Source organism: Neobacillus cucumis, assembly GCF_016908975.1.
Lineage (GTDB): Bacteria > Bacillota > Bacilli > Bacillales > Cytobacillaceae > Neobacillus > Neobacillus cucumis.
The window spans coordinates 19,544-41,631 of sequence record NZ_JAFBEX010000029.1 but is presented as its reverse complement, the minus strand read 5'-3'; the positions used below and the strand labels follow the sequence as shown (position 1 = coordinate 41,631).

Sequence of the window (22,088 nt, the reverse complement as noted above, 5' to 3'; positions counted from 1 at the left end):
TAGTATTATAGAAAATCTTACTAATTCACGGAATTGCTGTCAATTTTAAGCTTGCCTTTTTTATTGATTATTGCTATAAACTTCTGGTTTCAATACACCAATATATGGAAGGTTCCGATATTTTTCTATATAATCCAAACCATATCCTACAACAAATTCGTCTGGAACAATAAAGCCTACATAATCTGCTTGAATATCACTTTTCCTGCCTGTAGGTTTATCAAGCAAGGTAACAATCTTAATTGATTTTGCTTTACGATAATGGAATAAATCAACTAAATAACTTAGTGTTAAACCACTATCAATAATATCTTCAATAATTAATATGTCCCTTCCTTCAACAGATGTATCAAGGTCCTTTAAAATTTTAACCTCTCCGGAAGATACAAGCGCTGTTCCATAGCTTGAAACGTCCATAAAATCCATTTCAAGATAACAATCCATGTGCTTTAAAAGATCAGACATAAATGGCATTGCACCTTTTAAAACCCCAATTGCGAGCGGGAAACGATCTTGATATTCTTCTGTTAATTGTGATCCTAATTCCTTAATCTTCTTTTGAATTTCTTCTTCTGAAACTAATACCTTTTCAATATCATCTTTCATCATATGACTGTGCCCCCTAGAAGATCATTGCTTATTGTATGTTAGTTGTATATATTGTTTTGCGGCTGGATCGACTCCTTCAAAAGAAGACCTTTTTACATTTGGAAGCCACATTATGAACCCCTCACTATCCGTAATGACAGGCCAGCATTCCCGTTCTTGCCGCGGAATTTTTTGATCAATAAAAATATCCTTTAACTTTTTCGATCCCGATATACCTTTTATAGTCATTCGGTCGCCTTTTTTCCTAGTTCGAATGATCAATGGAAAATGAAGTTTCTCTGCATTAAATATAGCAGTGTTTGGGTTCCCATCGGGACTTCCCCCTGCAATATAATCAATTGTTATCCTGCCCCCATTTGGCAGGATAATCGTTCCCGGTTCATTGATTTCATAATAATATGGTTCAATTTTTATTTGCTCATATTGGAATGAGAGTTGAAAATAAGAGCGAATAACCCGTAACCCACTAGGAAGATCAAGTGTACCCGAAGGATCGTGATGTTGAATTAAAGAAAAAATTTGATCAATATGTATTGCAGAAAGAGATGCAGGTTTTTCCTTATAAAGATATTTTAATATTAGTTGAATCCCTCTCCTTTGTAAAGGTAAAGGCATTTCAAGAAAACGATGCATGTCAATAGTTATTTTGTCATCTTCTCTTTTTGTCAATACTGTATTTAAGCGCTCCACTGTCAATTCTAGTAAATAATCCTCATCACTCTGCAGCTCTTCACTAAAACGCTGAAAATGTTCATGTGCATGGCTATTTTCTGTTTTTAGAAAAGGCAGGACCTGCTTGCGAAACCGATTCCTGCTGTAAATTCCTTTTGCATTGCTCGGGTCTATCCTTGGGATCAGATTTTGCCTTTCACAATAGTGTTGTAGTTCATCTTTTGTTAGGCACAAGAATGGGCGAAAAATAATCCCCTCAAAAAACGAACGCGAGAATGGAATACCCGCTCTGGCTTTACCAGTACTGCCCCTTGTTAGCCGCATAAGCATGGTTTCCATTTGGTCATCGCCATGATGCCCCAGTGCTAAATACAGGCATTGATACTGCTTCATTATTTTATGATAAAAATCATATCTTACTTCTCTTGCTGCCATTTGAGAATTCTTACCTGTTTCCTCGATCATTTTCTTCACGTTAACTTGAACCATTTCAAAGGTGACATTGTGCTGTTTGCAAAAATCTTTGACAAACATGGCATCCTGAAAGGATTCTTCTCCACGAAACATATGGTCAACGTGGGCAACTACAAGGAAAAGGTTTCTTTTTTCTCTTTCAGTTAATAAATAATGAAGCAGTGCTAATGAATCCGGTCCCCCTGACACCCCAACGACAATCCTTTTATTTTCAAGTGAAAAAGAATGGCGGTCAAGAAAGGCGTCTACTTTTGATTCCAACATATCAATTGCACACTTTCTAAAGCAAATTTGGGAGTCGCTAACGCGCTTCCGCTTTTCTTTTGTCTAGCTACAGCGCCTAGGGGCTCCGATCTTAAGCCAATCCGTCAAGAAGGCTCGTCTTTAGCCGGTCGCCCCTAGGAAAAAATGAACTACTTTTTTCCCTAATCAAGGCGCTTTCGCTTTTCTTTTTAGCTTACCACTTTTGAGGATGAACTATCAAAAATTAAGGTATCGAAAATATGTTTTTCTACTTATACGAATGAAAAAAGTTTTGGTTTCATTTTATTATGGTAAATTATTAAAAGTATACCAAGCATATAGGACACCTAGAACGATTATGATAAATAAAAATTCCATCCAGCCGCTTTTTTTCTTTTTTCGTCGATAGCTTTGCCTTGAGAGTGGAACAGATTGATTTCCTTTTGTATTTTTTACATCAGTATTTTTCAATTGAGTCGGGTCAGGTGTCATTTCTCTTGGTTTGATTTGCTCAGCTGCATTCTTTTTTACAACCATCAAATCTAATAAATCTGCCCTCATTTCTTTAGCCCCACTATATTGTCCTTGAAGAGCCTTTAGAATAACAGGTTCGAAATTTTTTAACTCTTGTTTTTGTCGAATGGCTTCTTTCAACTGCGAAAACCCGCCTGTTGTTTTTGTAAATCGTTTGGGATAAGCAGTATTCACCATGATCATTGCCACTGCAAATAAGTCGTAGGAAGACTCTGCCTTTCTGGACCCTAATCCCCAATACCCCCGATCATAAAACTCGGTGAACTCTTTAATGGCCCGACCTTTAATGGTTGTACCACCTACATCAATGCATCTAATTTTCGGTGGTGGTCCCGTCACAATTAAATTTTCTGGCTTAAGATCTCCAAAAACCCAGCCGTTTTGGTGCAGCTCTTCTAAATCCTTTAACAGCTGTAAAAATAAAACACTTGTCCAAGATGGCCCTCTTGTTTGTAAAAAAGATAGAAAATCTGGTCCTTGAATATATTCCATTACATAAAAGGAAATCCGGCTATTATTTTGATCCCAATCATCGACATCAAGCAAACAAGGTCCGAGGGAGTGTCCCTGGACCTTTGCAAAGGATTTTAACACATTCACCTCAGAGGTGATGGACATACCATTATCACTCATTTTTAGAGCAACCTGAGTGTCCTTATGTTTGGCAAGGTAGACCACACCATTTGCACCAAATCCTAGTTCCTTTATAATGGTATAACTTTGTGAGTGCCATTTTCCCGTAATGATGGTCCCTGGGCTTACCTTACATAGATTCTTCAAAGAATGATTCATCATCACGAGACAGCAGGCTCCTTAATGATTGTTTTTTTTCTGAGAAGGCAGAGAGTGCGGTTCTTAGAGCAGGCCCGGTTGGAGTAGTGCCACCTGTCGACAATTGCGAGAAGACACTTGTCAAAACTTGTAGCTTTGGTGTCCAATCAAGCAGCTTTTCGACATCATTCTTTTTCCCGGGAAATACATACACTGAAAATAGATTATCACCGGTCCGTGCGTTCAAGCTTAGAGAGAGGTCAAGAAGTGCCTCTTTTACTGTGGGAAGCTTGTGTTTCATACTTGCGCTGGTATCGACAAGAATCAACACTTCTAATTCGACAGTTTCCCCTAATTCATCGACGACCTCCATGACTTCTCCACGTTTTTCCGGCGGCAGATCCTCCATGGTTTGAGAGCTCCCTAAAATTTCCTGAAGTTGACGATTAACCACTCCTTGAATCGTTTGGTTCATTGCCTTCCGCGTGACCATTTGGACGGTCTGCGAAAGTCGCTCGGCGTAAACAATCTGACTGACTCCCCCGCCTGACATAGCAATGCCTTCAATTTCCGAGATTCCCTTTTCATCAATGACATCCTGTTCCATGACCCCAATAACATTGACTGTTATTCCTTGTTCATTTGCAAGTGCTGCCATGGCAATCGGATCATCACCTTGGTTGGAGCATCCATCCGTTATCAATAAAACTTGGCGAATCTTTCCTGTGTACATAACCTTCTCCCTCCACATTCAGTATTGCTACCATTTTCGACGAGATCAGGTTGATTTATACATATTTTACTGAATGGATGGATAAATTAGTTAGTTAAGCATGTCGCTTTACTTTTTGCATCGGAATGGTTGCCCACTTTGGTGTATTGTGTTTAATTTTTGCTACGGTCACAGTCATATCATCATCAATAAATCCAGAGCGAGAGCGAATTACTTCTTCCATTATTAAATCAGCAACCTCTTGCGGGTCATCCGTCTCTAATTCTTGTACCTTCCGTTTCATCCAAAGGTCATAATTTTCAACATGTTTTGGTCCTTCAAATACACCATCACTCATCATAATCAGCAGATCTCCAGCTTTTAATTGTTCACTGACAACATCTACCTCAAATTCTTGCAGGATGCCCATTGGCAAATTACTTGCCTGGATTTTAATGACTTTATTCCCTCTTTTTATAAAACTCGGTGTTGAGCCAACTTTAAGGAAATTGGCTGAAGCATTTTTCAAATCAATCATGGCTAAGTCTAAAGTAGAAAAGATTTCATCCGTAGTTCGCAATGAAAGGATGCTATTTACAGATTTGATTGCCACTTTTTCTTCAATACCAGATTGTAAAATCTTTTGCAGCAGCTGCAATGTCTCACTACTTTCATAGTGAGCTCTTTCTCCATTACCCATGCCATCGCTAATGGCAATCGCAAATTTCCCTAAGCCCAGCTCAATTGTTGAATAGCTGTCCCCTGAAACTAGCCCCCCATCTTTTGCGGCATGCGCAACACCAGTCTCTACCGTATAAGCCTTTGATGACCTGAAGTTTACATGACAAACTCCATGGGGAATGGTTGCACATTCCTCTTTGTTTACGATAATTGTTTCCCCAAGAATATCGGACAGCATCGGGGCCACTAATTTTTCACACTCTCCATGACCATTACAAAATGGGATAGTCATCTCGATATCGACATTGCCTTGTTCAAGACTGTAGATTTCTACTTGTTCGATTTGAATGCCAAAATCCTGGATAGCCTCCATGATTTGTTCTTCCTGCTTATGGTGATTCTCTCGTTCACGTTGAATTTCTTTTGCGAAGTTGTCCATTACTTCCGATACACCCAACAATTGCTCGGCTACCAGTTTCCGACTTTCCCGCACCTGCTTTTTCAATTTCAAATTGGCTTGGAAGAAGGTTAACTGCTGACCAATGGTTTCATAAACTTTTTTGGGACGCGAACAAATCTTATCCCATTCTCTCGTTAATCTAGGTGACACATTGCCGTCATTTTGATCCATCTCACGAATAATCTCTTCCATTGATGCATAGGTTGTATTAAAATTCTTTGCCCAGCATTGTTCCTTTTTAAAGCATGTTTGGCAGGTACGTTCGGTAACATTGCTCATAAAGTAGTCCATTTCACGTTCTTGTTCCTCGTCCTCCTGCATGACTTCCATTTGAGAGAAACTATGTGAAAGGGCATGAAAGACACTTGAAAATTGAGAAACTCTCTGTGCGGTAACATCTCGCATCTTGCGCATGTATTTTTGCTGTTCAGCCGTGTGTTCAGGTGTCCCCGGGATATATTTTGCTAGTCTCGATGTTAAGGCTTGTGGTGTTAACAGGAATAAAAGAATAGCCGCTAATGTCTCCAATACCGTTTGTAGAATGGACCCGTTGCCTTCTCCATACATACCAATTAGTAGGGTTGCAATAAATAACCCAATGGAAACCCCCACTTTTTTCCCTTCTTTTAACAGACCACCAAGAACACCTGAAAACGCTAATAGACTCATATGATAGAAGCTAGAAACACTCGCCAGGCTAAAAATTAATCCCGTCACAACCCCAACTGTAGAACCTACTGTAGCTCCGGCAATAAAGGAAAAGACTAGGACTAGATATCTTGACATGATATGTTCTACTGACATATCGTAAACCTTCCAGCCAATTGTTCCGGATAAAATAGAAGCCAGCATAATGATTAAACAGACAATCTCTTCTGTCTTTAAAAGCTGTCTTCGTTTATTTATGGTTAATAGCGGGATGCTTTGTAAAAAAATTAGCGTTAGAATAAAGGCTAAGCTCGCCTGAACTCCTACCATCATGAGATCGTAGGTCGATAATTGTCTTGATACAATAAACGACTCTGCTAGTTTTCCAACACCTAGGATAATCCCGACAAAAACAGGCAGGGACCTTACTTCATTTGTCAGCCACTTTTCACTCAAGCGGTAAATGGTTAAGAATAAAACAGTAACGGCAAAGGTAAAGACAGCATTCCCCAATGAAATAGTTGCTGCCCCGACAATTAGTCCGATCAAAGCAAGCGGTGCTCGATCTCGTTTAATTAAATAGACGGAAGCAAAGAATGGCAGACAGAACGGAGTTAACTTTGCTAATATTAATGCGCGGCCAAGTAAGAATCCAACTAATACTAATAGGTAACCCTTTTTTATAAAAAAGGACTCAACCATTAATTGAATTTTGCGTAATCCTTTTCCAAAATCCCATTTAGATGAATGAAGGTTGACTTCACCGACTGGTTCTATGAAACTTACGTGAGTCTTTTCCATAAATCACACTCCCTATTCTTTCATCGTTGCAAACTATTATAAATTTAATAGATTCAAAATTTTGTCAAAATAGTGAACAAGCTCAAATAATCGTTCGACGGTTTTCACTATATTCTTTTCAAATAATATATTTATGTCGTTAAAAGTAGAAAAGGTGCCTGTCACCATGTGAAGAATTCACATGGTGACAGGCACCTTTAAGAATATACAAAAAGACAAGTCTCCGCTGACTTGTCTTTTATCGATTAAAGTGAAACCTGCCTTATCTCATTATAAGTGTGCAGCAAGTTAACCCCGTCTAGCTCCTCTTCCTCCACGCTTAGATTCCGTGTTGCGCTTTAGGGAAGATAAACGATCTTCACTATCCTTTAGGAATTTGGCCATTTTAGACTCAAAGGTTTCCGGTTTATTGTTATTACGATCGTTTGAACGGCTTTGACGAGGGCGTTGCGATTGTGAATACTGCTTTTTTTCCGGCTCTGGCCGATCCTTTGCCTTTTTAATCGATAAGCCAATTTTCCCATTCTCAACATTAAGGACTTTAACTTCAACTTGGTCGCCAACCTTTAAATGATCATTGATATCCTTGACATAATTGTCAGCAACCTCACTGATGTGAACAAGTCCTGTTGATCCACCCGGCAGTTCCACAAACGCTCCGAAATTTGTTATCCCTGTTACCTTTCCTTGTAACTTGCTGCCTACTTCAATTGACATAAAAAGAATGTTCCTCCCTAATAATATTCAAAATCAATGTTTCTATATATTATACAGAAACTAAAAAATCAGTGTCAATAACTCGCACAGCTGGTTCAATTTTCTTTGCTTTCATCCGGTATATTAAAAATGATTTCACCCTTCTTAGAGAAAAAATACTCTTTCCTTGCCAACTTCGCAATATAATCATCATCATTTAGTTTAACAATGTCTTCTTTAAGAATCGTTTGCTGCTTCTTTATATCAGCAAGCTGATGATTAAGCTTTTGCTTCTGAGCAAGTGTAGACTCGAGTTTAGTGGTTTGGGAAATGTAACTTGAAATCATCAAATAAGTTAGCAAGCTAGCAAAAACAAAGAACACCGATAAACGCCTAAGCACTAATTTTCTTTTACGAGCTGAAGCAATCTCGGCATATTCTTGCTGCTCTACATAGGTTGTCTGCATTTTTGATACATTTCGGTTTAATTCTGTACTCATTTCCCCTAAAACCTCCTTACTCTTTTTTCCGCTTCCATTTATCCAGCCATTTATTTATATAATTCCGTAATCCCTTGAAAAATCCTGCCGTTTTATTATATAACTTCTCGACGGTTTTTTTAAGACTTTTCGGCAAAAGTTTCCAAAATAATAATATAAACTTATGCAATGGAAACATGATTATTTTCAGTATGAATAGTAAGACCTTATAAACAAATTTGACAAGGGTTATTAGGCCCCTGCCCAAGGTGAGAATAATCATCAGTAATAGTTGTATAAGACCAACAATTGGTTTATAAATCAGGAGTTGGACCATTTTGGTGATAAATTTATAAATGGAAATAATAGTGTGAATCCCTGCTTCTAGTATACGGAGATAAATGCCTTTCAATAAAGCCTGGTAGGCAGCAAATCCGCAAAGCAGTGCGATAAAGATATAAAACCGCAATTCACCGCTATTCACCATAAACAAGGTGTAAAAAATAATTAAAGCTTGAATTACCCAAAATAAAATATCATTAATAAAGACAATCCAAGCTTTTTGTTTCGGTCGATTTAAAAACCTTTGATACGTATCAAACATGGCGCCGAATAACGACCCCATTCCAATCATGGAGAGCATAGTAAGGAATTGCGTGGAAAGGGTCATTTGAATAACTTGCTAAAGAATCCTTTAGCTTTCTCCCCATGCTGTTCATCTAGATAGACTAAGTCGAAAATTTTCCCTTTAATCGAGACAATCCCTTTTTCAACATCCAAGTTTTTCATTTGCAGGTTTTGTCCTTTGATAGCTAAAAACCCCATGACGGTTTCTAATAAGAATTCTTCATTATCAAAGCTTTCGACTTGTTTAACTCCGGTAATTTCCAGCAGTTTTCTGCCCCTCATGATCACATCATGATCCGGAACACTGCTCTTTGATGGATTGTTATCATAGTATTGGCTCATCTTTCATCCCTCACAATCATTTGTACAACCCTTTTGTACATTTTTATGTGATGAAAGCCATTATTAGAACAGAGTAATCAAGAAAAGCGCAAGGCGCCCGCCAATCGGCAATAAGCACAAGACGAGCCGGCCGAAAGGTTGTTCTTTAACCTTTTGGACGGATTGATCTAAATGTGGAGGCGACTGTTCTGGGACTCCAGGCTAAGACGCACCCTGTAAGAAGGCGTTTTTTGCCTTCTTCAGGGGGTGGCTTAAGACTTGAGTCCCAAGGAGCCGCAACTGGATAAACTTGTGACCTCGAGCCGATGGCGCCTGGAGCTAGACAATTCTCGAGGTCAAAGTCTATACTTATTCTTTTAAAAAGGGTCTTGTGAGCCAAGCTTCTCTTCATTCAAGATGGTATACATCTCAGCTGCTTCTTCCTTGCGTGAGGTTTCCTGAATCCGATCGATTCTTGCAGTTATGACTCGTTGTCCAAGGCGGATTTTTAGTTCATCACCGACTTTTACAGTGGTGCTTGCCTTGGCTTCCTTTCCATTGACCTCAATTCTGCCTTGATCTGATACTTCCTTCGCCAAGGTCCTTCTCTTAATGATTCTAGACACTTTTAAAAACTTATCTAAACGCATTTGCCTTTCCCCCTAAGTTATAATCCCTTTTCCTTTGCTTTATCCCAATACAGGTCAAGCTGTTCAAGTGTATGCTCCTCAAAGGAACGACCGCTTTCTTTTACCCTATCTTCGACATATTGAAACCGGCGGATGAACTTTTCATTCGTTTCAAATAAGGCTTCTTCAGGATGAATCTTTAAAAACCTCGCTACATTCACAAAGGCAAACAGCAAATCACCAAATTCCTTTTTAGCGAGGATCATGCCTTCCTCTGTTCCATTAAGTTCAGTCACAAATTCATCTAATTCCTCTTTCACTTTATCCAGCGCCGGAGTTATTTCCTTCCAATCAAAACCAACCTTTGCTGCCTTCTTTTGCAACTCATAGGCCCGCAGCAAGTTAGGCTGTGACTTCGAGACGCCTTCTAATAACGAGGCAGACGACAACTCTCCTTTTTCTTGCTGCTTGATTTCCTGCCAGTTCTGGACCACTTGCTCAGCATTATCTGCTGTTTGATTTCCAAACACATGCGGGTGCCTGCGAATCATTTTCTCTGACAGACCCTCGATTACATCATCAATAGAAAAATAGCCATCATCCTCACCAATTTGAGCATGAAGCATTACCTGCAGCAACACATCTCCGAGCTCTTCAACCAAATGGTCAATATCTTCTCTGTCAATTGCATCAATGACTTCATAGGTTTCTTCAATTAAATACCTTTTTAATGTTTCATGGGTTTGTTCTTTATCCCATGGGCATCCATTTGGTCCTCTTAAAATCGCAATGATTTCACGAAGCTTAGTAAAATTTTTCAATAAGATTTGTTCATCCTTGACGGGTGGAACATAAACAGATGTTAAATTGTTCAAGGATACATTTCGGTCCAATTCATATAAGGCGACCTTTTCAACTGATTCCTGACTGCTTCCGGCTGCCGTTACAATATAAACCTCATAATCATCCGGTAATTTCTCCATTAAGGTTAGTTTAACCTCTGAGGCGATAAATTGGTCATATACCTGGCTTATAAAAATATGCTGACCCAGCTGCAATTGGCTTGCAGAGATATCCGTGCCATCAAGTAGCTGAAACCCCTCAACTGGGTCAATCTTTAAGGCTGCAAAAATCGCATCCAAAAAGCTTTGTCCTCCGCCAATTGTTATCTGAATACCCTCTTTAGGACCATATTCTAAAAGAAGCTGTACGGTCCGCTCCGCCACAAGCGGGTGTCCAGGAACAGCATAAATGATGGATTCAGTTTGTGCCTCTTTTAATAGGGTTTGGGCAATTTCTTCATAAACAGCATCAAACCGATCATGTTTTTCATAGACAGCATCAAACGATTCATAGGTTAAGCCTTCGTTTTCCAACTCAGAGACGACAGGATGCTCTTTTGTACGCAAAAAAAGACGGTTTGTCTGCTTTATTTTTTTATAAACACCAACTGGCAGTTGTTCTAAGTCACCAGCACCAAGCCCAAGAACTTCAATTTGTTTTACCATGTTAACTCCTATCCTTTCGCGCTAATAGATGGATTAGTTTGCTTCCAAGCGGAAAAAGCGCCAACTCTTCCTCGAGAAAAACTCCACCGCGGATTATTACCCATAAAAAGAGAAGTCCTCCACATAAAACAGCACTTATCGATTGTAAGGCAGCCCCAAGCCGACCGATTGCAAAGTAATGAAAGAAATCATCTGTTATGTATAAATAGCCCTTTAAAAGTAAAATCATTCCAATCGTAGCCATTAAAATCGTCTTTATAAATCCAGGTACTAACAAAGGACCTTCCGACATTTTTTTAAATTTAATCGCTAATATTAGTGTAACGGCAGCTAATGAAATAAGCGAGGAAATTGCAGCCCCCATGATTCCAAAAGCCGGAATCATCATCATATTTAATAAATATTTTATGGGTAAAACCAGCATGACAGCTATGGCAGGAAACAAAACCTTACCCATTCCCTGCATAATCGCAATAATAGTTGAAATAATCGATGTAAAAAGGATTACAAAACTTAAAACACCTAATACAGATGAACCAGAATTATTCTCAAACAGCATCGTGTTAGTTGGCTCAATAATCGCCCAGAGACCTGCAGAAGCACCCACACCCACCGCGATACTAACTTTTATGGCTAATTGAATTTTGTCAAGAAGCTCTCTTGGTTTCGCTGCTATGCGTGCTCTTGTTATTAACGGTACAAGGGTTAACGACATCGAAGTGGCCGCAACAGTCCCTAATTGAATTAATGGCTGGCCGCGGTCAAAAACCCCTTTTAGTGTTTTGGCTAAATCAGCCTTCATACCTCCTGCGGTAAGCAGCGAATAAAGATTCAAGGAATCCACTAACTGCATAAAGATCATCAGCATCCCACTTATACAAATCATCAATCCCTGAAAGAAAAGGGCCTTCCAGATTAACCCAACTTCTCTGATATGTTGTTTAAACATTCCTTGACTTGGCATGATTATTTTCCATTCTTTACGAATCCATAAAAACATAAACAGGATGATAGCGGAAATGATAGTTCCCGTAATCGAACCAAACATGGCTCCGCTCCCAACTAAATACAGCGAATAGCCTTTCGCCATAAAAAGAGAGGACAAGATGATAATCGTCAACACCCTAATGGACTGTTCCCCGACTTGCGATAAAGCAGTTGGGAGCATTTCGCCCACAGCCTGATAGTATCCTCTTAACAAAGAACTGAATGGAAAGGCTAGAAAAACGAATGCGACAACCCTTAGGAGCATGGCCAAATGTGGATCATTCATCCAATCGGCAATTCCGTCAGCTCCCACATAAAGTATAAAAAAACAGATCACCCCAAATACTTGCAAAAAGAGATAGGAGGCAAGTAGGAGCAAGCGCGGTTTTACATCGTCTCCTCTTTCCTTCTGTTCTGCATATAACTTTGAAATAACCACTGGAAAGCCAGTAGTAGACAAAACCACGGCCATTCCATAGAACGGGTATACTTGCTGATAGATGTAAAAACCTACATCACCGACAATGTTTTGAAACGGGATTCGGTAAAAAGCACTTAAGATTTTCGTTACAATCGCTGAAATGGTTAAAATTAAGGCCCCATTCAATACAGCTTTCGGTTGGTTAATCAACTTTTGCATTACTTCACCTGCTTATTAATACTGCTTGGTATTATAGCATAAGAAAAGCTCAAGCGCCTTGGTCAGCCCCGACAAGCTTAAGACGCTCCCAAAAAGAAGGCGCTTTTTGCCTTCATTTTGGGAGTGGCTTAAGACCTCGAGGGGCTAGGCGCTGGAGCCAGACACATAAAAAAGACAGCAGCCGCTGTCTTTACATTTTAACTTGATAATTGTCTAGCTTCAGCGCCTAGGGGCTCAGAGGTCTACAGCCAATCCGTCAAGAAGGCTAAAAAACTCGTCTTATGCCTGTCGCCCCTGGTCAAGGCGCTTCCGCTTTTCTATGATTCCATTTGTCTTGCTAGGAACCCTGCTGCAGTTTCTACTGCTTTTTGTTCTACTTCACCAAGGGTTCCTTCTTTCGAAAAGATAATCACGCCACCAATTGGATCACCATTTGCAATGATTGGCCCAATGGTGTACGATGAGACCGTTTCATTATTTCCTTCTATTAACGCTATTTCACCTTGTTGGGTATGTAGAACGGAGTTTCGTTCTTCCATCGTTTTTTCAACCATTTCGCTGATGTTCTTATTTAAATAATCCTTTTTTGATCCACCAGCAACAGCAATATACGTATCTCTATCACAAATTAAAACAGGATTACCGAGGCTATCAAATAGGGCTTCTGCATATTCTTTGGCAAAATCGCTTAACTCGCTGATTGGTGAATATTTTTTCAAAATGACTTCTCCGTCTCGATCCACAAAAATCTCCAACGGATCCCCTTCACGAATACGCAATGTTCTGCGTATTTCTTTAGGAATAACAACACGACCCAAATCATCGATTCGACGAACAATTCCAGTTGCTTTCATCCAATGTTGCCTCACTTTCATCTGATGATTTTACTAACTTGGTAATGATGTTAATCATCACCAGCTTTGAATTTAGTATCTTTCATCTGTCAAGTTCTATTCACAAACATAATATTTTTTCACATTCAAGAAAAATATCACATGAATGGAACATGTTAGCGGGCACATGGAACAACCTAAATTTGCATTGGTAAATTAATTCACCGGATTGCCTTGGTCCTTTTTAGCCAATGGAATTCCTTTCACCATTTCCCTTACTACATGAAGCCACTGGGCTGTGTCGTACTCCTTTGTCTTAATCATAATTTTCAACATAGAGCCTTCCATTCCAGGGTTCACATTTCTGCCAAACTGACTGCCAATATGGAAGATTTTACTACCATCAATATTATTCGTCACTTGTTCATTTATTAGGATGGTGACTTCTTGCTTTATCTGTTTAATTTGTTCAACACCATTTAACAAGGCGTACACCTTGATTTCGGCAATTTGGAAAAGGTAATCAACTTCTTCTGGATATTCTCCAAACCGATCAATCATTTCTGATTGTAGCTCTTCGATTTCCTCCAGACTCTCGGCACCTCTAAATCGCTTATACATTTCAATCTTTTGGTGTCCATCCTTAATATAGGTATCAGGAATATAGGCGTCTATTTCCAAATCAATTTCAACCGACTTTTTCACTTCACCGGTAAGGTCGCCCTTGCGCTCTTCGATTGCTTCTTTCAGCATTTGCGAATACAGGTCAAATCCAACGGAATCGATAAAGCCATGCTGCTGGGCACCTAATAAATTCCCTGCTCCTCGTATCGATAAATCTCGCATCGCAATTTTAAATCCTGAACCTAATTCGGTAAATTCTTTGATCGCTTGAAGGCGCTTTTCAGCAACTTCTGTAAGAACTTTATCCTTCCGATACGTAAAATAAGCATAGGCAACCCGATTGGACCGGCCAACCCGACCGCGCAGCTGATAAAGCGTGGAAAGACCCATTCGGTCTGCATCGAAAACGATTAATGTATTCACATTCGGGATATCCACACCGGTTTCGATAATCGTAGTACTTACGAGAACATCAAATTCGCCAGCTAAGAAACCAAGCATGACTGATTCCAATTCATTTTCTGTCATTTGTCCATGGGCATAGGTCACACGGGCATCAGGAACAAGCATCGAAATTTCCTCAGCCTTCCGTTCAATGTCCTCCACTCGGTTATATAAAAAGAATACTTGTCCGTCCCTGGCAAGCTCCCGTTCAATTGCTTCTCTTACCAATGAACCATTGTATTCCATGACATAGGTTTGCACAGGAAAACGGTTTTCTGGCGGTGTTTCGATGACCGATAAGTCCCTCACGCCAAGCATGGACATATGGAGTGTCCTTGGGATTGGTGTTGCCGTTAATGTTAATACATCGACATTGGTTTTAAGCTTCTTGATTTTTTCTTTATGGGTAACACCGAACCTTTGTTCTTCATCGACAATCAAGAGCCCTAAATCACGATACACAATATCCTTTGATAGTAAACGATGGGTTCCAACAACTATATCCACAGTACCGGCTTTTAAGCCCTTAATTGTTTCTGTTTGCTGTTTTTTAGTTCGGAACCGGCTAAGTAAACCAATATTAATTGGATAATCCTGAAAGCGTTCTCTGAGTGTTTCAAAATGCTGCTGTGCCAAAATCGTGGTTGGCACTAAAAGGGCCACTTGTTTACCATCTGCAATCGCTTTAAATGCCGCACGAATAGCCACTTCTGTTTTACCATAACCAACATCCCCGCATAGAAGGCGATCCATTGGCCGCGGTCTTTCCATATCCTTCTTAATTTCATGGATAGAGCGGATTTGGTCATCCGTCTCTTGGTAAGCGAAAGAAGTCTCAAATTCACGTTGCAGGTCGCCATCAGGTGAGAACGCATACCCTACTGCTGCTTCCCGCTCTGCATAGAGTTTAATGAGATCGTCAGCTATATCTTGTACAGATGACTCAACTTTCTTCTTAACCTTCTTCCAATCACTACCGCCCAGTTTATAAACCTTCGGCTCTTTTCCCTCAGACCCCACATACTTCTGAACAAGATCAATTTGTTCCACCGGGACATATAGTTTATCTGACCCTTGATAACGGATATGTAGGTAATCTTTATGAATACCATTAATAACAAGTGTTTCAATTCCTAGGTACTTCCCAATTCCATGGTTAACATGGACAACATAGTCGCCAATCTTTAACTCAGAATAACTCTTAATTCGTTCAGCATTCGATAGTTTCTGACGGCTGGCCGATTTTTTGACTCGTTTATTAAATAATTCTTCCTCGGTAATGACGGCTATTTTTTGAATGGAAAGTTCAAAACCGGCATGAAGGTTACCTCTCATGAGTTGTACTTTTCCCGGTAATGGCTGTTGATTTTCCTTTATCGTACTGGCACTAACCTCGTAATCCTCTAAAACTCGTTCTAATTTCTTTACCCGTTCATCATCTGGACCCAAAAATACAATACTATAGTTTCCTTTTTTCCATCTGTCGATTTCTGCTTTTAATAAGTGCATCTGACCATGGAAGTTTTGCATTTGCTTACACGTTATATTAATAATGTTCTGCGGACTCGTATTGGCGACATGGCGCAAAAATAAAGACATATAAAGAAGCGGAAATTCTTTTCTTTGCAGCATGGCTGACAGGTCATGAGAAATTTGTAAATCATGAATAATTTCTCCCTCTGCAAGGAGACCTGTATACCATTCAGCCTCTTCCTTTATGAGTGACTCATTCATCTCTTGAACTCTGCTAATTTCGTCTACAAATACGAGTCCATTACTCGGCAGATAGTCTAGTAAACTATTAGGTCTGTCGTAGGCTAGGGATAAGTATTTATAGATTTGGTCTGGCTTTTGACCATTTTTTAACTGTTCTAGTTCATAGCTAATGTTTTGACTAAGCTGCATTTTCGCTTTGTCATCTTTTAATTTTCTTAAGGACAGTGCTAATCCTTCTTCAAGCCTGCTGATCATTCGACTATAATCCTCAGCAGCGAGGAGAATCTCCGTCGCAGGTCCAATTAAAACCTCTTTTATCTTTTCTTTAGATCGCTGATCATCTAGTGAGAAATAACGAATGGAATCAATTTCGGTGTCAAACAATTCGATCCTTATTGGATCAGGTTCTGTAAGTGGATAAATATCAATGATACCTCCCCTTACACTAAACTCCCCTGGGGTCGTTACCATTTCTGAGCGGATATACCCCATGCTAACCAAAGTAGTTAACATTTTATCAATATCAATATCTTCTCCAAGTTTTAATGAAAGCTGATACTGTCTCCATAATGATGGAGAAGGAACAATTTTCTTTAAACCGGCAATCGGAACAATTAATATCCCTTTCCTTTTCCTGCTCCAGTAGTTTAATGCCTCTATCCGTTGAGCTTTTAATTCCGGGCTTGCAATACTAAGCTCGGCAGCTATTAATTCATTCGCTGGAAAAAGAAAGACTTCCTTTTCACTTACTAGATTAACTAAATCATCATAGAGTTTTTGAGCTTGTAATAGATTGTGGGTAACAAGCATGATAGGTCGATTCATTTGCTCATATACAGCCGCCGTTAAGACTGTGCGTGATGAGCCGGAAAGCCCTGCAATCAGCTGTTCCCTTAATCCTTCTTCAATACCTGCAATAACAGAGTGAATGTCCTCTTGTTTTAAAAATAATGATGTTAAACCGTTCAAGGTTTCTCCTCCCTTCCTAAAAAATAATTATATTAAAACAATATTTATAGAAGAAAATTTTTAAACAGAAAAATGCTTTGGAGAGCTTCCAAAGCTGAGTATAATAGCTAAAGCGCCCCTTTAGCGGCGCATGCTAGCTGCTATCCAACTAGCGAAGCTATTATCTAAATAAAATATATTTAATGAATTAGAAAGTCATATTGATGGTAGTCAGGGTTTCGCTCCAATGCTTCCTGACAATCCTCACAGATGGCTGTAATATGAATATCACCAGAGGGTTCATATGAAACCATTTCTTGCCTTTCTTGGTCCGTTAATTTATGAAGGCCAATTGTTTCAGAATGTATCGATGTTTGTTCAATTGTACCAAGTTTCGTACCACAATGTCGACAATGATAATGAATAGCCATGCCTGTCCCTCCCTAATCTAGGATTCCTCTACTAGTATTAACCTAATAAAAGGAACTTATTCAACTAGGGTTTCGGCAGGTGCCTTGTAAAACTGTATTCTTCAATGTATGAAAATCCGCCTTGTATCATGAACAATTATTGATTAAATTCGTTCATTACTTGCAAAAAAGGCTTCTTTAGCCAAGCAGCACAGGCCTCTGCACTTCTCTTTACTGCATCCTCAGTAAAAGGTCTTTCTTCCGGTCGAAAACGTCCCAGGACATAATCTGGTACGTTCATTCCTGGAGTTGGCCGATCAATTCCAATTCGAATCCGATTAAACTCCTGCGTCCCTAGATGGGCAACAGTGGACTTTATGCCATTATGACCGCCCGGGCTCCCTTTTTGGCGAAGTCTTATTTTCCCAACAGGCAAGTCGAGGTCATCATAAATCACTATAACATCCTCTAACTCTATTTGATAATAATCCATCACTGCTCTAATGGATTCCCCTGATAAGTTCATATAAGTCAATGGCTTTAATAGTAATACTTTTTCCCCATTTTGATGGCCAATCCCATAAACCCCCTTAAATTTCGACTGATTTAACGGGATAGATAATTGGTCAGAAAGTAGGTCAATGACCTCAAAGCCAATATTATGTCTGGTTTGATCATATTGTTTTCCAGGGTTACCTAAACCAACGATTAATTTCATCTGTGTTCTCACCTCTTCCGGTTTAGTTATCCTTCTAAATATATTTCGGAACATCCCCATTCTCCCATAATAACATGATTTCCTTAATTATGCGTTAAAAGACGTAACCCTCATAGGTTACGTCTCATTATTATTCTCCACCAACCGGCTCAGTCTCTCTGCCTTCTTCATGGTCAGGATGACCTTCCTGCTGCTGTTCACCGGAATTAATTTCTTCTTCTACTTTTGGAGGTAAGATAGAAGCTACCACCTCATCATCCTCATGATTAATGGTAAAGCCACCACCGGAAGGAATATCTCCTGCTACGACCGTTTCACCGACTTGAAGGTTTGTAATATCCACTTCAATTTGCTGTGGAATATTATCTGGTGTAGAAGTAATCGATAATTGATGGATTGGCTGCTGTAAGACACCGCCATCCTTCACTCCGATTGCCTCTCCAACAAGTACAAGCCGAACCTCCACATTGATCTTTGAGGACTTGTCTACTGCTAGAAAATCAACATGAACGATTTCATTTTTGATGGCATCCTGCTGATAATCAGAAAGAATCACATCGTGCTTGCTGCCATCGACATCAAGAGAGATTACACCATTTCTGCCAACAGAACGGATGGTTTTGGTTAAGTCTGCCGAACTAACAAACACTGGTTTGCTTTCCACTTTAGCCCCATACACGACCGCTGGGATGTTTCCCTCGTTTCGGAGTTGTTTCAATGAGGAGTGACGAAGTTCCGTCCGCTCCTTTGCCTGTAATACAGTACTCATATGTTTAGATACCCTCCTATTTTTTAACACTGTCTTTATAAAAATGCCCTAAAAAAGGAAGGTCTAAACAAAAATTATTAAAGTTATATTTGGATCTACTTTGAAAATTGTCCAGCTCCAGTGCCTAGGGGCTCAGAGGTCTACAGCCGATCCGTCAAGAAGGCTAAAAAGCAGCCTTCTCGCCAGCTTGTCTTATGCCTGTCGCCCCTAATCAAGGCACTTCCGCTTTTCGATTAATCAAAAAGTGTACTTACAGACATTTCTTCGTGAACGCGGATAATCGCTTCACCTAGTAATGGAGCGACAGAAAGGTGAACAATTTTATCAATATTTTTCTCTTCAGGCAGCTCAATTGAATTTGTGATGACTAATTCTTTTATTTTCGAATTTTGGATTCTTTCAATCGCAGGTCCTGACAATACTGGGTGTGTACAGCAGGCGTATACTTCTGATGCTCCATTTTCCACTAAAGCATTAGCTGCTAGGGTAATGGTACCAGCTGTATCAATAATGTCATCGATCAGGATGGCAATCTTTCCTTCAATATTACCAACAATATTCATTACTTCGGCTACATTTGGTCTAGGGCGGCGTTTGTCAATGATTGCAATTGGAGCCTTCAGACGTTCAGCCAATTTCCGTGCCCGTGTTACACCGCCATGGTCTGGGGAAACAATGACTACATCACCATTAAATTGGCGATTTTTAAAATACTCTGCCAAAATCGGTACACCCATCAGATGGTCCGTTGGTATTTCAAAGAAGCCTTGAATTTGTGGTGCATGAAGATCAAGACAGATTACTCGTGTTGCTCCAGCCGTTTCAAGTAAGTTTGCTACTAACTTAGCCGTAATCGGCTCACGTGCACGTGCTTTACGATCTTGACGCGCATAACCATAATAAGGCATAACAATGTTAATCGTTTTAGCAGAAGCTCTCTTTAAAGCATCAATCATAATTAGTAGTTCCATGATATGGTCATTAACTGGCTGGCTAGTTGATTGAATGACATAGACATCACAGCCTCGGATACTTTCCTCAATATTGATTTGAATCTCACCGTCACTAAATCTTGTTACAGAGCATTTTCCAAGTTCGACTCCAATAAATTTGGCAATTTCTCCGGCCAAGGACTTATTTGAGTTTAAACTAAATACCTTTAAATTCGGATCTAAATATTGATTTGACATGATTGCCCTCCAATTATAAATAGCTTTATTTCTTAAGATTAAGCTTCTGAACATAACCTTCTTTATTCATTTGTTTTGCACGTGCTATCGCTAGAGCATCTTCAGGAACATTCTTTGTGATAGTTGAACCTGCAGCTACATATGATCCTTTTTTAATTGTTACTGGGGCAACTAAATTAGAATTGCAGCCAATAAATACACCATCTTCGATCTTCGTTAAATACTTATTTTTCCCATCGTAATTAACCGTAATAGAACCACAGCCAATGTTTACATCACTGCCAACTTCTGCATCACCAATATAGCTCAAATGAGATGCCTTACTTCCCTTACCAAATACCGCCTTTTTAATTTCAACAAAGTTCCCTATTTTGACATCATCTAAGATCGTAGAATCAGGACGAATGTGCGCAAATGGGCCAATATTGACATGTGATCCAATTGAACTGTTAAAAGCCGCTGATTGACGGATAACCGTTTCATTGCCGACTTCACATGTATCAATCTCGGAGTTAGGTCCAATCACACACTCTGTACCAATCGTCGTTTGACCTTTAATCATAGTGCCAGGGTAAATAACTGTATCTTGCCCAATTTCGACATCTGCCTCTATGTATGTATTTGCAGGGTCAATAATGGTTACTCCATTACGCATATGAGCTTCATTTATCCGCAAGCGCATAATCCGTTCCGCTTCTGCTAAGGCTACACGATCATTTACACCAAGTGTTTCTTCAAATTCATCCGTTTGATAGGCTGTAACCACTTCACCCTGTTTCTTCAAAATCTCGATAACATCTGGTAAATAGTACTCCCCTTGAACATTGTCATTGGAAACCCTTTTTAAGGCCTCAAATAATGCCTGGTTATCAAAACAATAAGTGCCGGTATTGATTTCATTTATTTTCCGTTCTGCTTCAGAAGCATCTTTGTGCTCAACTATTTTCTCCACTAGACCTTCCGCTGAGCGAATAATTCTGCCGTAACCTGTTGGATTATCTATTGTAGCTGTGAGAATCGTAGCTTTTGCAGATAGATTTTCATGATGTTTGAAAAGAGCTTCCATTGTTTCAGCTTTAATTAATGGAGTATCACCACATACAACAATGGTAATGCCGTCTTTTCCCTCAAGCATCTTTTGAGCCTGCATAACAGCATGTGCCGTACCTAGCTGTTCATTTTGCAGAGCATACAGACTCTTATCACCTAATTGTGCTTGAACCATTTCCGCTCCGTGTCCAATAATAGTGACGATTTCCTGAATATTAAGCTTACTTATGTGATCTACTACATGTTGTACCATGGGTTTTCCGCATACTGGGTGTAATACTTTATATAGCTTTGATTTCATCCGCGTCCCTTGCCCTGCAGCTAAAATCACAGCATAACGATTAGGCATGTTCAAGTCCTCCAATTTACCTTTTTATCCATTAAAAATATTAACGTAAATGAAGCCGTATTTCAAGGAATGATGGGAAAATGCCGAATTTTGTCATAATATGTAGAATATATAGAAAGGAAAGGGAATCGTTCGGGGAGATGAATAGGTGGGATTAAAAAGTAGAAAAAGAGCCTTACTTAGAAGAAAGGCCCTAGTTGTTAAAATCCTTAGGAAGCTCCGGCTTCTTCAAATTCTACTTCCAATTCACCTAAACGGTGATACTCAGCCAAAACAGCTTCTTGGATTTTACCGCGTGTTCCTGAATTGATTGGATGCGCAATGTCACGAAATTCTCCATCTGGAGTACGTTTACTCGGCATAGCTACAAATAAACCGTTGTTTCCGTCAATAACACGGATGTCATGAACGACAAATTCATTATCCAATGTGATAGATGCAATCGCTCTCATTCGGCCGTCCGTATTAACCCGGCGTAATCTTACGTCAGTTACTTCCATATGCTCACACCCTTTTTTGTGTTATAAAATGCTAGTTAATTAAAT

At 39.6% G+C, this 22,088-nt stretch carries 20 protein-coding genes; all 20 read right to left on the bottom strand.

The genetic code is table 11. The features are described from left to right. Positions 1-60: 60 nt before the first annotated feature. Entirely contained in the window at positions 61-606 is a 546-nt protein-coding gene (hpt, locus tag JOC76_RS25705; protein WP_443677862.1) for a hypoxanthine phosphoribosyltransferase, read from the bottom strand. Positions 607-630: 24 nt separating this feature from the next. After that, on the bottom strand, positions 631-2,019 hold the full coding sequence (tilS, locus tag JOC76_RS25700; protein ID WP_205181660.1) for a tRNA lysidine(34) synthetase TilS: 1,389 nt from the start codon (positions 2,017-2,019) through the stop codon (positions 631-633). A gap of 285 nt (positions 2,020-2,304) precedes the next feature. Then, positions 2,305-3,327 (bottom strand): serine/threonine protein kinase PrkT, encoded by a 1,023-nt coding sequence (gene prkT / locus JOC76_RS25695; RefSeq protein ID WP_205181659.1) that lies wholly within the window; start codon positions 3,325-3,327, stop codon positions 2,305-2,307. Continuing rightward, on the bottom strand, positions 3,296-4,036 hold the full coding sequence (locus JOC76_RS25690; protein ID WP_205181658.1) for a vWA domain-containing protein: 741 nt from the start codon (positions 4,034-4,036) through the stop codon (positions 3,296-3,298). The genes prkT and JOC76_RS25690 overlap by 32 nt, the downstream gene beginning before the upstream one ends. Positions 4,037-4,130: 94 nt before the next feature. Next, positions 4,131-6,605, bottom strand: a complete 2,475-nt coding sequence (spoIIE, locus tag JOC76_RS25685; RefSeq protein WP_205181657.1) for a stage II sporulation protein E — start codon at positions 6,603-6,605, stop codon at positions 4,131-4,133. Between the two features lie 288 nt (positions 6,606-6,893). After that, complete coding sequence (locus tag JOC76_RS25680) at positions 6,894-7,322, bottom strand: S1 domain-containing RNA-binding protein (RefSeq protein ID WP_205181656.1); 429 nt, start codon at positions 7,320-7,322, stop codon at positions 6,894-6,896. Between the two features lie 95 nt (positions 7,323-7,417). Further along, positions 7,418-7,801 carry an FtsB family cell division protein gene (locus tag JOC76_RS25675; protein WP_205181655.1) on the bottom strand — a complete coding sequence of 128 codons (384 nt, stop codon included), beginning with the start codon at positions 7,799-7,801 and terminating at the stop codon, positions 7,418-7,420. A 16-nt stretch (positions 7,802-7,817) separates the two neighbouring features. Further along, entirely contained in the window at positions 7,818-8,450 is a 633-nt protein-coding gene (gene yabQ / locus JOC76_RS25670) for a spore cortex biosynthesis protein YabQ (RefSeq protein ID WP_205181654.1), read from the bottom strand. Further along, entirely contained in the window at positions 8,447-8,749 is a 303-nt protein-coding gene (gene yabP, locus JOC76_RS25665; protein ID WP_205181653.1) for a sporulation protein YabP, read from the bottom strand. Before yabP ends, yabQ begins: the two co-directional genes overlap by 4 nt. 356 nt (positions 8,750-9,105) lie before the next feature. Continuing rightward, positions 9,106-9,378 (bottom strand): RNA-binding S4 domain-containing protein, encoded by a 273-nt coding sequence (locus JOC76_RS25660; protein ID WP_205181652.1) that lies wholly within the window; start codon positions 9,376-9,378, stop codon positions 9,106-9,108. A gap of 17 nt (positions 9,379-9,395) precedes the next feature. Continuing rightward, positions 9,396-10,865 carry a bifunctional methyltransferase/pyrophosphohydrolase YabN gene (yabN, locus tag JOC76_RS25655; RefSeq protein WP_205181651.1) on the bottom strand — a complete coding sequence of 490 codons (1,470 nt, stop codon included), beginning with the start codon at positions 10,863-10,865 and terminating at the stop codon, positions 9,396-9,398. A gap of 1 nt (position 10,866) precedes the next feature. Then, positions 10,867-12,492, bottom strand: coding sequence for a putative polysaccharide biosynthesis protein (locus tag JOC76_RS25650; RefSeq protein ID WP_205181650.1), 1,626 nt, complete (start codon positions 12,490-12,492; stop codon positions 10,867-10,869). 317 nt (positions 12,493-12,809) lie between these two features. Continuing rightward, positions 12,810-13,346: a stage V sporulation protein T gene (spoVT, locus tag JOC76_RS25645; RefSeq protein WP_205181649.1), complete on the bottom strand. Its 537-nt coding sequence runs from the start codon at positions 13,344-13,346 to the stop codon at positions 12,810-12,812. 195 nt (positions 13,347-13,541) lie between these two features. Continuing rightward, positions 13,542-17,078, bottom strand: a complete 3,537-nt coding sequence (mfd, locus tag JOC76_RS25640) for a transcription-repair coupling factor (protein ID WP_205181648.1) — start codon at positions 17,076-17,078, stop codon at positions 13,542-13,544. 179 nt (positions 17,079-17,257) lie between these two features. Beyond that, positions 17,258-17,488 (bottom strand): anti-sigma-F factor Fin, encoded by a 231-nt coding sequence (gene fin / locus JOC76_RS25635; RefSeq protein WP_205181647.1) that lies wholly within the window; start codon positions 17,486-17,488, stop codon positions 17,258-17,260. 136 nt (positions 17,489-17,624) lie between these two features. Continuing rightward, positions 17,625-18,185, bottom strand: coding sequence for an aminoacyl-tRNA hydrolase (gene pth / locus JOC76_RS25630; protein WP_205181646.1), 561 nt, complete (start codon positions 18,183-18,185; stop codon positions 17,625-17,627). Positions 18,186-18,315: 130 nt separating this feature from the next. After that, on the bottom strand, positions 18,316-18,954 hold the full coding sequence (locus JOC76_RS25625; protein ID WP_205181645.1) for a 50S ribosomal protein L25/general stress protein Ctc: 639 nt from the start codon (positions 18,952-18,954) through the stop codon (positions 18,316-18,318). 233 nt (positions 18,955-19,187) lie between these two features. Continuing rightward, on the bottom strand, positions 19,188-20,144 hold the full coding sequence (locus JOC76_RS25620) for a ribose-phosphate diphosphokinase (protein WP_205181644.1): 957 nt from the start codon (positions 20,142-20,144) through the stop codon (positions 19,188-19,190). Between the two features lie 25 nt (positions 20,145-20,169). Further along, positions 20,170-21,543: a bifunctional UDP-N-acetylglucosamine diphosphorylase/glucosamine-1-phosphate N-acetyltransferase GlmU gene (glmU, locus tag JOC76_RS25615; protein ID WP_205181643.1), complete on the bottom strand. Its 1,374-nt coding sequence runs from the start codon at positions 21,541-21,543 to the stop codon at positions 20,170-20,172. Positions 21,544-21,752: 209 nt separating this feature from the next. Beyond that, positions 21,753-22,043, bottom strand: a complete 291-nt coding sequence (spoVG, locus tag JOC76_RS25610) for a septation regulator SpoVG (protein WP_003347151.1) — start codon at positions 22,041-22,043, stop codon at positions 21,753-21,755. Positions 22,044-22,088 lie beyond the last annotated feature (45 nt).

Coding starts and splice junctions, on each gene's coding strand:
- hpt (WP_443677862.1), bottom strand. CDS start 606: ATGAAAGATGATATTGAAAAGGTATTAGTTTCAGAAGAAGAAATTCAA.
- tilS (WP_205181660.1), bottom strand. CDS start 2,019: ATGTTGGAATCAAAAGTAGACGCCTTTCTTGACCGCCATTCTTTTTCA.
- prkT (WP_205181659.1), bottom strand. CDS start 3,327: ATGATGAATCATTCTTTGAAGAATCTATGTAAGGTAAGCCCAGGGACC.
- JOC76_RS25690 (WP_205181658.1), bottom strand. CDS start 4,036: ATGTACACAGGAAAGATTCGCCAAGTTTTATTGATAACGGATGGATGC.
- spoIIE (WP_205181657.1), bottom strand. CDS start 6,605: ATGGAAAAGACTCACGTAAGTTTCATAGAACCAGTCGGTGAAGTCAAC.
- JOC76_RS25680 (WP_205181656.1), bottom strand. CDS start 7,322: ATGTCAATTGAAGTAGGCAGCAAGTTACAAGGAAAGGTAACAGGGATA.
- JOC76_RS25675 (WP_205181655.1), bottom strand. CDS start 7,801: ATGAGTACAGAATTAAACCGAAATGTATCAAAAATGCAGACAACCTAT.
- yabQ (WP_205181654.1), bottom strand. CDS start 8,450: ATGACCCTTTCCACGCAATTCCTTACTATGCTCTCCATGATTGGAATG.
- yabP (WP_205181653.1), bottom strand. CDS start 8,749: ATGAGCCAATACTATGATAACAATCCATCAAAGAGCAGTGTTCCGGAT.
- JOC76_RS25660 (WP_205181652.1), bottom strand. CDS start 9,378: ATGCGTTTAGATAAGTTTTTAAAAGTGTCTAGAATCATTAAGAGAAGG.
- yabN (WP_205181651.1), bottom strand. CDS start 10,865: ATGGTAAAACAAATTGAAGTTCTTGGGCTTGGTGCTGGTGACTTAGAA.
- JOC76_RS25650 (WP_205181650.1), bottom strand. CDS start 12,492: ATGCAAAAGTTGATTAACCAACCGAAAGCTGTATTGAATGGGGCCTTA.
- spoVT (WP_205181649.1), bottom strand. CDS start 13,346: ATGAAAGCAACTGGAATTGTTCGTCGAATCGATGATTTGGGTCGTGTT.
- fin (WP_205181647.1), bottom strand. CDS start 17,488: ATGGCTATTCATTATCATTGTCGACATTGTGGTACGAAACTTGGTACA.
- pth (WP_205181646.1), bottom strand. CDS start 18,185: ATGAAATTAATCGTTGGTTTAGGTAACCCTGGAAAACAATATGATCAA.
- JOC76_RS25625 (WP_205181645.1), bottom strand. CDS start 18,954: ATGAGTACTGTATTACAGGCAAAGGAGCGGACGGAACTTCGTCACTCC.
- JOC76_RS25620 (WP_205181644.1), bottom strand. CDS start 20,144: ATGTCAAATCAATATTTAGATCCGAATTTAAAGGTATTTAGTTTAAAC.
- glmU (WP_205181643.1), bottom strand. CDS start 21,543: ATGCCTAATCGTTATGCTGTGATTTTAGCTGCAGGGCAAGGGACGCGG.
- spoVG (WP_003347151.1), bottom strand. CDS start 22,043: ATGGAAGTAACTGACGTAAGATTACGCCGGGTTAATACGGACGGCCGA.